Here is a 13,293-nt window from a genome sequence, read left to right on the forward strand (position 1 = left end):
GGAGGGAAGCTTTTGAGCACGCTCGTTATTGTGGAGTCGCCGGCCAAAGCAAAAACTATTGGCCAGTACCTGGGCCCCGAATATGAGGTTATGGCCTCGGTGGGGCATATCCGGGATCTTCCCCAACCATCAGAACTTCCGGAGTCGATGAAAAAGGGCCCGTACGGGAAATTCTCGGTGGATGTGGAAGGGGATTTCACTCCTTACTATGTGGTGGCGCCGGATAAAAAGAAAACGGTTGCTGAACTCAAAGAAGCACTGCAGGATTGCGACGAACTCCTACTCGCCACCGATGAGGATCGCGAAGGGGAAGCCATTGCCTGGCACTTGTATGAAGTGCTCCAGCCCGAAGTTCCTACCAAACGCATGGTTTTCCACGAAATCACGCAGGAAGCGATTAACCGCGCCCTGGAAAATCCGCGAGATTTGGATACCAAACTGGTAGATGCCCAAGAATCGCGGCGGATTTTGGACCGTTTGGTGGGTTACGAAGTCTCCCCGCTCCTGTGGCGTAAAGTTTCTGCCGGTCTTTCTGCCGGGCGCGTGCAATCCGTGACCACGCGGCTAGTGGTCGAACGCGAACGGGAACGCATGGCTTTCGTACCCGCCGGATATTGGGATGTAACGGCCACTTTCACCGCCGCGAAGGGCGAATTTGAGGCGAAACTACAGTCCGTAGATGAGGCGCGGATCGCCACCGGAAAAGATTTTGGCGACGACGGCGCTCTCACGCCCCGCGCTATCAAGGCCGGAGTGCGGGCCCTCGACGCGGAAGCTGCTGGTGCAATCGCGGAGGCGATTAGCGGCGGGCATGCCACTATTACCTCACTGGAAGAAAAACCGTATCGCCGCCGGCCTGCGGCACCGTTTACGACGTCGAGCCTGCAACAAGAAGCGGGACGTAAGTTGCGAATGTCCTCCCGGGAAACCATGCGCACCGCGCAGCGTCTCTACGAATCCGGGTACATCACGTATATGCGTACCGATTCTACGAACCTTTCCACGCAAGCGGTTTCGGCGGCGCGCAAGCAAGTCAAGGAACTGTACGGGCAAAACTATTTGCCGGAAAAGCCGCGTATGTATGCTTCGAAACAGAAGGGCGCGCAGGAAGCGCACGAAGCTATTCGCCCGGCCGGTGACCATTTCCGCACTCCTGAACAAGTACGCCGGGAACTGCGCGGGCAAGAATTTGCGCTTTATGAACTGATTTGGAAACGCACGGTAGCCTCGCAAATGGCAGACGCTACCGGGCACACCGATTCTTTGCGGATCGAAACCCCGCTGGGCGGGGCTGCCGGTGCACAAACCGCGGTTTTCGCCGCTTCTGGCACGGTGATTACCTTCCGCGGGTTCTTGGCTGCTTACGAAGAAGGTCGCGATAAAACACGGTACGACGACGGTAAAGAAACCCGCTTGCCCGAAGTCACGCAGGGTGAAGAGTTGGCCGTTTCGGAACCGCAACCTACCGGCCACGAAACTTTGCCGCCGCCGCGCTATACCGAAGCTTCCCTGGTGAAGAAGATGGAAGAGTTGGGGATTGGCCGGCCTTCTACCTATGCTTCTACGATTTCGACGATCACTGATCGGGGTTATGTGGAGCATCGCGGGCAAGCTTTGGTTCCTACCTGGACGGCTTTTGCGGTAATCCGTTTGCTGGAAGAAAACCTGCCGGAACTGGTGGATTATGATTTCACCGCCAAGATGGAAGAAGATTTGGATCTGATCGCGGCCGGGAAAGAAGACCGCGTGGATTATCTTTCCGCTTTTTGGCGCGGCGATGGGGAAAATAAGGGCCTGGAAGGCCGCGTGGAATCCCTGGGAGATATTGATGCGCGGGCGGTAAATACCACGCCGATTGGGGAAGGTATTAACCTGCGCAATGGCCGGTATGGTCCTTACCTGGAAGTGGAAGAAAGTGGCCAGCGGGCTTCGGTACCGCAAGGTATGGCTCCCGATGAGCTTACGGTAGAAGCCGCGCAGGAAATTTTGGAGAAGGCTGCGGCCGGGGATCGGGAACTGGGAATCGACCCGGAAACGAACCACGAAATTGTGGTGAAAACCGGGCGTTTCGGCCCCTATGTTTCGGAGATTATTCCGGAAGGGGAGGTGGCTTATACGCCTACCGGCCGGGTTTCGAAGAAGGCTCCCAAGCCGCGCACGGCTTCGCTACTGAAGAGTATGCAACCGGAAACGGTGACTTTGGAGCAGGCGCTGATGCTTTTGCGCCTCCCGCGGGAAGTTGGGAAAACTGCGGAAGGCGAACCGATTATGGCTACCAATGGCCGCTACGGGCCGTACATTAAGGCAGGTTCGGAGAGCCGTTCTTTGGAAAGCGAAGAACAGATTTTCTCCCTCACGGAAGAAGAAGCGCGGGCGTTGCTCGCCCAGCCCAAGCAGCGCCGCGGCCGGCAAGCTGCACCTCCGCTCAAAGAATTTGGGAACGATCCGGTAACGGGTAAACCCGTGGTCCTCAAAGACGGCCGGTTCGGCCCCTACGTAACGGATGGTTCCGTAAACGCTTCTTTGCGTAAGGAAGACAGCGTGGAGGATATAACCGCGGACCGTGCTTTCACTTTGTTGGTGGAGCGGCGTGAACGCATTGCCGCAACGAAGAAAACCCCGCGCGGCAAAGCCAAAAAGCCCGCCGCCAAGAAGACCACCGCGAAGAAGACCACCGCGAAGAAGAGTACGGCTAAGAAGAGTACGGCTAAGAAGACTGCTACCACGAAGGCGGCTACGGCAAAAGCAAGTACCACCAAGGAAACGGCAGCTAAGAAGCCCGCTGCGAAGAAGAGTACGGCAACGAAGAGCACCGCGAAGAAGGCATAACTATGGGGCAGGGCATCTTTATTTCTTTTGAAGGTGGGGATGGCGCCGGGAAGACCACGCAGGCCGCACTATTGGGCCAGTGGTTGGAAGCGGAAGGCTATAAAACGCTGGTGACCCGCGAACCGGGCGGTACCCCGCTGGGTAAAAGAGTGCGGCAGATGCTCTTGCATGGCGGGGAAGTGGCACCGCGGGCGGAAGCCTTGCTGTATGCGGCAGACCGCGCCCAACATGTGGCAACTTTGATCCGCCCGGCCTTAGCCGATGGTGCGATTGTGATCACGGATCGCTATATCGATTCTTCCATCGCCTACCAAGGGGCCGGCCGGGAGCTCAGCGGCATTCGCGAGATTTCCGAATGGGCTACCGGCGGGCTGTGGCCGGATATAACCGTGCTGTTGGATATGCCGGCAGATATTGGTTTGCGGCGCGCGAGCAAACATACCGGAGCAGACCGGATTGAAGCAGAAGGCTGCCAGTTCCACCAGGAAGTGCGCGATAAATTCTTGGAAATGGCGAAGGCCGAATCCGCCCGTTACCAGGTTGTGGATGCGGCTGGTACGCCCGAAGAAATCGCGCAAAAAGTACGTGAAGTGATCGCCCCCAAACTCGCCGGCTTGCGGCTTACCGGGACGCCAGGCCCCGCCGGTGCGGCGGGCCTAGGCGGCGCGGCGCGCCCGGCCGGGGCGGCAGAAAGCGGCCAGCTGTGAGCGTGTGGCAAAGCTTGATCGGCCAAGATGCGGCGGCACGCGAACTGTATAAAGCCGCGTGGGCGGCCCGGCTTACCGACGCCGCGGCAGGTACGACGTCGTACGCCACGCCCGCCGCGCCTACCGCTGGCCCCATCTCCACTACCGCTGGCCCCACCTCCGCTACCGGAGGCTCCGCCACCGCAATTTCTAGCGCGGCGCCCACCGCAACACCAACCCCGGCTTCCTCTGCCACCGCTGCGGTGCAGATTCCGGAGCAGGTGCGAGCCGCGTTCGGGGAGATTTCCCCGCAAGCTATGGCACAGGCCTGGCTGATTACCGGGCCACCTGGTTCGGGGCGTTCGCAAGCCGCCCGCGCTTTTGCTGCCGCCCTGCAATGTACCGGCACCGCGCCCGGATGCGGAACCTGCCGGGCTTGCCAAATGGTAATGGCCGGCACCCATCCGGACGTGGAATGGCTCTCCACCTCCGGCGTCACTATCACCGTGGAAGAAACCCGCAAACTGGTAGCTAGCTCGTACGACTATCCCACGGCGGGCCGGCGGCGCATTATCGTGATCGAAGACGCCGACCGCATGCTCGTACGCACCACCAATGTGATGCTCAAAGCCATCGAAGAACCGCCGCGCGATACGGTGTGGATCCTCATCGCGCCCTCACCGGAAGACATGCTTCCCACAATCCGTTCGCGCTGCCGCCACGTTTCCCTCGTAGTACCGCACGTGGAAGATGTTGCCCGCCTGCTTACCGAACGCTACGGTACCGACCCGGAAAGTGCGCTGCAGTATGCCCGCGCCGCCCAGTCGCATATCGGGCGCGCCACCGGGCTCGCTACGGACGCGAAAACCCGCACCAACCGGGAGCTTACTTTGCGGGGTGTGTTTTCCATGAAAACCGTGGGCGACGCCGTGCTCGCCGCCCAGCGCTTATATAACGACTACAAAGATTCTGCGGAAGAAAAACAGCGGGAAAACGAGCTTGCAGCGTACGCGAAAAAACATCCGGAAGATGAAGAAGCCCAAGTCAAAAATCCGTGGCTTACCGAACTGGAAAAACGCGAACGCAAAGAACTCAAACGCCAACTTGGTGTTACCCACAGCCGGGAACTGAAACCGGCGCAACGCGGCATGTGGACGGACCTGTGCCGCCGGCAAAAACAGCGGCAAACCCGCACCACGCGGGACCGGCTCGATATGGCACTCCTAGATCTGCTTTCCGTTTACCGGGACGTACTCACCGTGCAGGTGGGGGCCGGCGTGCCGCTCGTCAATGCCGATTTTTCTGCCCAGATCACCCAGATCGCGGCCAGCACCACGCCGATTTTGACCGTTAACCGGATGGACGCGCTCACGGAAGCCCGGCAAAGACTAAAAGCTAATGTGGCACCCCAGCTCGCCCTCGAAGCGGCCTACGTGACTTTGCGCCCACCGAAATAGGAAATAGTACGGCAGCGGGCGCGGGCGCCCGGTTGGCTGGTTAATGGCGGGAGGCTGGTGGTGGGCACCCGGTCGATCTGCTGGATGCAGTGAGAAGTTACGAGGCGCGAACGCTACCCGGGTGGTAAGGGCCGCGCGGAAACGGCCTTGTGGAAACGACGCTTTGTGGAGAACTACGCGGCGGGAACGAAAGTCTAATATCGTCTACGTATGAGGAAAAAAGCCGCCGCAGTAACCGCCCTTGTGTCCCTGGTTATGCCCCTCGCGCTCGCGGGTTGTGGCACGGGAGCCCTGTACGGGAAAGATAAGCAGGAAACGAGCGCTTCGGCGCCCGGCCCGCAAGCCGGAGCTGAATCGCCACAGATACCCGCCGGGCCGATCCCGGAAGGTCTCGAAGAGTTTTATAACCAGCCCGTGGAGTGGAAAGACTGCGGGCCTGCGGCACAGTGCACCGATATCCAAGTGCCGCTCGATTACGCCCAGCCGGAAGGTAAAACTATTACCGTGGCCATGAAGAAACGCGTGGCCTCCGGCAAGAAAATTGGCACTTTGTTCGTGAACCCGGGAGGTCCGGGTGGTTCCGGGATCGAAATGGTAGACGGGATCAACGCTTTCTTCTCGGATAAAGTATTGGCGGCGTACGACGTCGTGGGCTTCGACCCGCGCGGGGTGGGCAAATCTACCCCGGTGAAGTGCTTGAGCGATGCCGAACTAGACCGCGTACTTACCGCAAGCTACCCGGATGACGATCCGGAAACCCCGCAAAAACTTGACGCTGATCTGCAAACTCTCAGCAAGGGATGCGATGCGCAATCCGGGGAACTGCTACCTTATGTGGGCACTAACCAAGCCGCCCGCGATCTGGACGTGATGCGCGCGCTCACTGGCGAGGAGCAGCTCACTTACGTGGGGTACTCGTATGGTACTTTGCTCGGCACGCAGTACATGGAGTACTACCCGCAAAATGTGGGGCGGATGATTCTCGACGGCGCGGTGGATCCCAGTTTGGGCATTCAGGAAATGTCGGTGGAGCAAACCGCGGCATTTGAAACCGTCTTCCGGCGGTTCATGGCAGATTGTTTGACGCGAGAAGATTGCCCCTTCCACGGCACTGTGGATGAAGGCATCGCGCAAATGCAGGAACTTTTGGCCCGCGCGCAAACCCAACCCTATGAAGGTGAACCGGGCCGGCCAGTAAACGAAGGGCAAGTCATGACCGGGCTGGTCACTACCATGTATGACCCGGACTATTGGGCGATCGCGCGTACTGCTTTCGGCGCGATGCAAAAACACAATGACGCCTCCACTTTCCAGCTGATGAGCGATTTGACTGTTGGGCGTAAACCGGACGGCAGCTACGACAATTCTTCGGAAGCAAACTTTGCGATCAACTGCGCGGACTACCCGGCTGTTACCGAAGCAGAGTTAGCCGCGGGAGTAGAGAAAGCTAAAGACTTCCCAATTCTGGGGGCCATGTACGTGGGTAGTGACTCGTGCAAATTCTGGTCTTACCATCCGGATGCTGTGCCCGGGCCTTTCACCGGGAAGGGGGCTCCGCCAGTTGTGGTAGTAGGAACCCGTTACGATCCGGCCACGCCTTATCAGTGGTCGGAAAACCTGGCGAAGGCCTTGGAATCGGCAGTGCTCGTAACCTATGAAGGGGACGGCCACACCGCCTATAACCCGGACAACCAGTGCATTGCCGCGCCGCTCGATAAGTATTTGCTCGAGGGCACCGTGCCCCAAGACGGCCTAACCTGCCCGGCGCAGTAATGGCGCGGTAAGCACAAAGCACAGTAAGTGCAGTAAGGCAGTGAAGTTCGTGCCGCCCGCGCGGAAGGTGTCCATTGCGCGGGCGGCGGCTTCCCGCGTGGAGTTGTGAATACCACTCCAAAATATTTGCGGGAAGGGTGAACCTATCGCTAAGGTTATACGCGTGCTTTCGTCTAACCAACGGTATCTAGCCAACAGGTAAACGAGGCAACAGGCCACCTTAGCTCAGTCGGCAGAGCGATTCACTCGTAATGAATAGGTCGAGAGTTCGATTCTCTCAGGTGGCTCCATTTTCTTTTTGATATGAGCGCGTTTGTTGTGAGCACGTTCTGTTACAACCGCTTATATCTACCCCGCTTTTTGATATAACCCGCGTTGAAAATGGCGGATTTTGGGCGGTAATACTGCTGGGTCGTTACCATGCGTGGGCGCCGGTTTTACCAGTTATGTTCTCGGTACCAGTTTTATCCTCAGGCATCGGCTGCGCGGTTGTGCGGAAGCCGGCAGGAACATCCAGGTGTAGATCCGCAAGATAGCGCCGGCAATGCATGGGACGAAAGTTCTAAATGGGTGCGTACGGGCCCGTGCCTGAAATCTTGCAGTTTGAAAACCTCGCGCGAGGGGTCCGTCACACTTTTAGGATTGCGGTCTAGTGCTTTAGTCCGGGGTGAGGGCGCCGGAAAATCCTTGAGTATTCGCCAAACTTTGCATCGCTGAGAAGATGAATTGCAAGTTACTGTGCGCCAATTTGTGGCGCTAAAAAGGCAATTGCGAAAAATGTTCACAACCGCGATTGTTATGCTGAGGCAGCTGAATCATGCACAGTTTCGTCGGGAATGGATTCGCTACATGCTTGCAAATCTCTCCACTGTTCTGCGGCGTCCTCAGCGTGGGCGCCTTAACCACCCTGGCAAGCGAGCTTCACAAAAATTATGTGCTGCCGGATTAGCGGTAGCCGTGGCCAGCATGGCGCTGGTACCGGCCGCGATACCGCAAGCCGTTGCGGGGGAGGAGAGTACTAAAGCTTCCATAGTCAATATCTCTATGGGTACCGATGGCAGTGGGTAGGTTCAGGCGGTCAATGCATCATTTATTTATTCTGTTAGTTTCTCGTGTGGTGTCATGCCGTTGAGGACGACACGGGGTCGGTTGTTGATTTCGTCTTTTGCTTGTTGGACTTCTTCGTCGGTGATGCAGGTGAAGACGGTTCCTTTGGGGAAGTGCTCACGGATGAAGCGGTTGTAGCGTTCGTTTGGTCCGTGTTCCCATGGTGAATTCGGGTGAGCGAGGTACGCCTTGACTCTGGAGTCGATCTCGAAGTCATGAACTTCAGCCATTTACGCTCCTTGATCCCAGGTCAAGGTAACCATTTTCGCTGGCAGGTCTTTGATCATCACCTTCAACGCTTCGATCACGGTAGGTGAATCGCGACGGGCGGGAAGCCGGTAGATTAAACCGATGCTGCATTCACCCCGCGAACCTACCCACGGCGGCCTACGAGATGCAACGCGAACAAGACCGCTACCCGGCGTTCAAAATCCCGATGATGCTGGTACCCACGTCGATCGATAACAATCTGCCCGGCGCCGAACAGGTTTATCTTTACGAAGACGGCGTGACGCTCAGCCAGCTGACACGCGACACGAAGAAGATGATCAGCTCGTTTGAATCCGGACGCCAACTCTATCTTGTGGTCCGTAACGAGAACGCGTCAGAGCATTACAACGCGAACGTCATGGGCAACATTTTCGAACAGGAAGGCAACCAGCTGTTTGATGTGCGTTCGGTTGTGCTTGGGCACGCCCAGCAAGGCGGGAACCCTTCACCGTTCGATCGCACGCTAGCGGTGCGGCTCGTGGACGCGGCGATGACGAAACTTCAGGAGCTTCTTGACGCCGGCCGGCACGTGTCCTACCACGTGGGCATGATCGACGGCGAAATCGAAGCGCGGCCAATCGCGCACATGAGCGAACTGATCGACATGGACGACCGCCTGCCCTCCGACCCGCGGTATCTACCGCTGAAAGACATCGTCTACGTCGTCTCCGATTCAGCGGCTGATCTCGACTTGCGCCAGCTGCACCTCGTGGTGGACTACTAGCCGGCTACACCGGCAAAGTGTTTCCCAGCTGCCAAGCACAAACAGGAGCGCCGCGAAAACGAGGGCGATCCCGGCGTCGTTAATCTTCGAGAACGCACGCGTGGGATGGCTCCCGTCGGCAAGATTGCCCGAGCACCGGCGTAGGCGATAAGGGAGCCGCCCAGCACGTAGGCCGCGGTTTTCACGTCGACAGCAAACGCAAGCGCGACAATGATGCCCAACTACAGCAGACCGAGCGCGTAGACGCCCGCTGGCGGGAACTTGTTCGGTGTACGCGAATCTGAATCCATCGGGTCCCCGCTCATCAGTGCGCGAAATGCCTGGTGTGCGTGAGGTACATGGTCATGCCGGCCTCCTGTGCGAGGGCGATAACCTCGCCGTCGCGGATCGACCCGCCTGGTTGCACCACAGCTCGCACGCCATAGTCAGCCAGCGCTTTCACCCCGTCTGGGAATGGGAAGAACGCATCCGATGCTGCCACGCTTCCCCGAGCACGCTCGTGGTCGGTGAGAGTGTTCGCGCGCATGGCAGCAAGTAGGCAGGCGTCCACACGGCTTACTTGCCCCATCCCGATACCGACTGTTGCGCCGCCGTCGGCAAGCAAGATCGCGTTCGACTTCACGCACCGCACTGCCCGCCAGGCAAACTCGAGGTCAGCTCGCATAGCAGGATCAGCGGGTTGGCCGGCCACGAGCTCCCAGTCGTCCAGGTTCGCGTACGCCATGTCGCGTTCCTGGATGAGCGCGCCGCCGCTAATCGGCACGACGCCGTACCGCTCATAATTCGGGCCCGTCTGAACGATCCGCAGATTCTTCTTCGTGCGCAAGATCGCGAGCGCGTCGTCGTCAAAACTTGGTGCGACAATCACTTCGGTGAAGATGGGCGCGAGCTGCTCGGCCAGTGCTGCTGTGACGGGGCGGTTCGCGGCGACGACGCCGCCGTAGGCCGACACAGGATCGCAGGCGTGGGCGCGCTCGTGTGCCTCGCGAACGTCAGCACCGATCGCAACTCCGCACGGGTTTGCGTGTTTGACGATGGCGACGGCGGGCTGCTCGTGGTCGAAGACCGCGTCGACAGCTGCCTGCGTGTCCTGATAATTGTTGAAACTCATGGCTTTACCGCCCAACAGTTGGGCGTGCGCGAGCCCGACCCCGGAGGCGTCCCGATACAGCGCTGCCGGCTGATGCGGGTTTTCGCCATAGCGCAGGTCGGTTTCTTTGTGCCATGTGGTTGTAAGCGTCTGAGGAAGCGCGCATTCGTCGCCACCGGCTGCTTCACTATCGGCCACGTCTGGGTCTGCGAACCAGCGAGCGATCTGCTCGTCGTAGCTGGCCGTGAGCGCGAATGCTGCAGCGGCCAATTCGGCACGCAGGCCATCGCTGACCGTGCCGGACGCTTCCAGCTCCGCTGCCACTTGATCGTATTGACGAGGATCAGTGACGACGGCGACGTCGCGATAATTCTTCGCCGCCCCGCGAATGAGCGCCGGCCCGCCGATGTCAATCTGTTCAATACACTCGGCGTGGCTTGCCCCGCTCGCCACTGCCCCGGCGAACGGATACAGGTTGACGACGACGATATCGATCGGCTCAATACCAAGTTCGGTCATCTGCTCGCCGTGCACGTCACGCCGAGCGAGGATCCCGCCGTGAATGTGCGGATGCAAAGTCTTGACCCGCCCGTCGAAAGACTCCGGAAATCCCGTCACGTCTTCCACGAGCGTCACGTCGAGTCCTGCAGATTCGATCACGCCAGCCGTTGAGCCGGTCGAGACGAGCTCGTACCCCGCGCCGGCTAACACCCGGGCGAACTCGGTGATGCCCGTCTTGTCGAATACCGAAATTAGCGCACGTTTCGCCACAATAACCTCCAACGATCACTGCGCCCAGTCTATGCCCTCGCCACCAACACAACTGCGAGGCTAGTCCTCGGCAATCGCGTCCAACACGTCCAGTTTGGCGGCCTTGCGGGCCGGCAAGAACGCGGCCAGCGCGCCCACGATCAGAGCAACCACGATCACTACTCCGATCGCCTGCCACGGAATGACGTAGGTGGTGGCGACGTCGTCGGCCATAAACCGGGTGAGCCCAAGCCCTAGCGCCGTGCCGAACACGACCCCGACCAAAGTGCCAAGCAAGGTAATAATCACCGATTCTTGTAACACCATGCGCCGCACGCCCGAACGCTGCATGCCAACGGCGCGGAGCAGCCCGATTTCGTGTGTGCGATCCACCACCGACAGCGTGAGCGTATTGACGACGCCGATCACGGCGATCACCACCGACAGCGCAAGAAGCGCATACAACATGGTGAGCAGCATAGTGACCTGGCCGCCGGCAATATTCTTCATATCGCCCCGATCTGAGACAAGCCACACGTACTGGTCTTTCACCAGATCGTTAATCTCAGCTTTGATAGCTGAAACGTCAGCGCCGTCTTCGACGAACACGGCAATGAGCGGATTATGTGACTGGGCAGGCTGCAGATCTTGTGCAAGGCGCGCAGGCAACACGATCTGTGGCTGGCCGAAGGTGAGCGTGCCGGTTTCGATAATGGCACCCACCTTCACGACGACCATCCCATCTGGAGAGGTCAGCGCGATGTCGTCACCGACGCCGACGCCGATGCTCGCGGCCGTGTTATCGAACACCGCAGCTTGACCGGATTCCAACACGTCCGGTTCGCCCTCCACGAACTTCATACCCAATGACCCGATGGCCTTGGCCGACGACGCGCCCGCCATCACCGTCGCGGTACTTGGCTCCTGTGCGCTGACCGGGCTAGCTACGGCCCATCCGTTCGTCATCGACGCATCCACGGTTGCCACACCGGGGATCTTCTCGAATTCTTTCGCGATCTCCGGACCGTTTTGCACCTGCATGTGTGTGGTCACCAAAATGTCAGCAGAAATCTCCGTGTCGACGTTCTCGAAGATCGTCTCTTCCAGCGAGGCAGCCACCGAACTTCCCGCACACACGAGAGCCACGCCGATCGCGAGCGCCACCGACGTCGTGGCTGTCTTGCGCGGACTGGCAGTGAGCGAACGCGAAGCCAGAACACCAGTTGCCGGTGCGATCCTGCGAGCAATCCAGCCTGTCGCACCCGCAATCGGGTGGACGAGCGCAGGCATAACACCGATGATGCCGACAAACATAGCCGCCACACCCGGACCAAACAGCGCCGCTGTTCCGTTGACCGCACCGATGACCATGGCCACGGTGCCAGCCACGAGTAGGACGGCCGAGATAATCGTCCGCGTGGCAAGCGGTTTTTCTTTTTGTCCGCTACCTTCGCGCATCGCTTCAATTGCGGGCGTGAGCGCGGCACGCCGCGAAGGAAGCAGCGTTGCAAGCAAAGTGACAACAGTGCCAGCGATAATCGAGATGATGGCAGTTTTGCCGGTGACGAGCACCGAGCCACCCAGGGGCATGCCGACCGATTCCAGCCCGGATTTGATGAGTAGTAACAGACCTTGCCCGACAACCGCACCGATGATCGATCCGATGAGGCCAATGAGCAACGCCTGTAACATGACCGCCTGGAACACTTGCCTTGGCGAGGCACCGATCGCACGGAGCAACGCGAACTGGCGTTGGCGTTGACGCACTGAAATCGTGAACGTGTTCGTGATGATGAACGTGGAAATCGTAATCGCGATCACCACAAACACCAGCAAGAAAGTGTTGACCATGTCCAAGATTTCACCGACCGCCTCGTCGGTATCTGCCCGCGTCTGCTCTACGGTTTGGACGACGTAGTCGGCGGGTAGTTGGGCGGCGAGCCGGTCCTTGACAATCTCCCTTGTTTCCCCATCCTCAATCTTCACCGCGACCTCGGAAAACTCCTTGCCTATCCGGGCGACGAGATCGGCGTCGTCCATCAAGATCACGGAGGCGCCGGCCATCGGGGTGCCGTATTCGATAATGCCGACGACTCTTACCGCTGTCGGTTCGTCAATGACGAGGTGAACCTGGTCGCCCACTTCAATGCCTGCTCGCGTTGCGGCGGAACGTTCAATAATAATCTCACCGGATGTTGGGGCGCGCCCGTCCACAATTAGGGCGTCGTCCGTGTCTGGCTGATACGAGTATCCCAGCCCGGGTGCCCCCGGTATGTTCGCTTGGTTCCCGTCGTCGTCATAAATGTAGGCCATCGTCTGACGCACCGGATAGGCCACTCGCACCCCATCAACGCCCGTGATCGTCTCCAGATCAGCGGAGGTTAGGTTGCCGTGAATCGGCATTGGATCGGTTGCGATCTGCGGGCCAGACACGTAGACGTCGTCGCGGAATGTAGACGTCGTCAAGTTAGAAAACGACGCCGATAGCAAGTCGCGTAACGAGAGCGTGCCGCAGAGGAATGCCACGCCGATCGTCACGGCGATGACGGACATGAGGAACCTGCCGACATGCTCCTTCGCATCACGAAGGGTAACTTTCCACACGTC

8 protein-coding genes and 1 tRNA gene are annotated in these 13,293 nt (G+C 59.1%); 6 read left to right on the top strand and 3 right to left on the bottom strand.

What is annotated here, in order from left to right:
• The first annotated feature begins 12 nt into the window (after positions 1-12).
• From topA to H8274_RS01625, 5 genes are all read left to right on the top strand, one after another.
• On the top strand, positions 13-2,829 hold the full coding sequence (topA, locus tag H8274_RS01605) for a type I DNA topoisomerase (protein ID WP_185933659.1): 2,817 nt from the start codon (positions 13-15) through the stop codon (positions 2,827-2,829).
• A 2-nt stretch (positions 2,830-2,831) separates the two neighbouring features.
• Positions 2,832-3,536 carry a dTMP kinase gene (gene tmk / locus H8274_RS01610; RefSeq protein ID WP_185933660.1) on the top strand — a complete coding sequence of 235 codons (705 nt, stop codon included), beginning with the start codon at positions 2,832-2,834 and terminating at the stop codon, positions 3,534-3,536.
• Positions 3,533-4,972, top strand: coding sequence for a DNA polymerase III subunit delta' (locus H8274_RS01615; protein WP_244924490.1), 1,440 nt, complete (start codon positions 3,533-3,535; stop codon positions 4,970-4,972). Before tmk ends, H8274_RS01615 begins: the two co-directional genes overlap by 4 nt.
• Before the next feature lie 210 nt (positions 4,973-5,182).
• Complete coding sequence (locus H8274_RS01620) at positions 5,183-6,745, top strand: alpha/beta hydrolase (RefSeq protein ID WP_185933661.1); 1,563 nt, start codon at positions 5,183-5,185, stop codon at positions 6,743-6,745.
• A gap of 214 nt (positions 6,746-6,959) precedes the next feature.
• Positions 6,960-7,035: transfer RNA gene (locus H8274_RS01625), tRNA-Thr, on the top strand.
• An 804-nt stretch (positions 7,036-7,839) separates the two neighbouring features.
• Here the strand turns inward: H8274_RS01625 and H8274_RS01630 are convergent.
• Positions 7,840-8,082, bottom strand: a complete 243-nt coding sequence (locus tag H8274_RS01630; protein ID WP_049618913.1) for an IS30 family transposase — start codon at positions 8,080-8,082, stop codon at positions 7,840-7,842.
• Positions 8,083-8,246: 164 nt separating this feature from the next.
• On the opposite strand from H8274_RS01630, the gene H8274_RS01635 reads away from it, so the two are divergent.
• The gene (locus H8274_RS01635; RefSeq protein ID WP_185933662.1) at positions 8,247-8,846 is read left to right on the top strand and encodes a 6-phosphofructokinase; all 600 of its coding nucleotides are present in this window, start codon (positions 8,247-8,249) and stop codon (positions 8,844-8,846) included.
• A 304-nt stretch (positions 8,847-9,150) separates the two neighbouring features.
• Here H8274_RS01635 and purH read toward each other — a convergent pair whose 3' ends face one another.
• The gene (purH, locus tag H8274_RS01640; protein WP_185933663.1) at positions 9,151-10,719 is read right to left on the bottom strand and encodes a bifunctional phosphoribosylaminoimidazolecarboxamide formyltransferase/IMP cyclohydrolase; all 1,569 of its coding nucleotides are present in this window, start codon (positions 10,717-10,719) and stop codon (positions 9,151-9,153) included.
• Positions 10,720-10,767: 48 nt separating this feature from the next.
• Positions 10,768-13,290, bottom strand: a complete 2,523-nt coding sequence (locus tag H8274_RS01645) for an ABC transporter permease (protein ID WP_185933664.1) — start codon at positions 13,288-13,290, stop codon at positions 10,768-10,770.
• Between the last annotated feature and the right edge of the window lie 3 nt (positions 13,291-13,293).

The sequence above is a fragment of the Actinobaculum suis genome (genome assembly GCF_900618115.1).
Lineage (GTDB): Bacteria > Actinomycetota > Actinomycetes > Actinomycetales > Actinomycetaceae > Actinobaculum > Actinobaculum suis.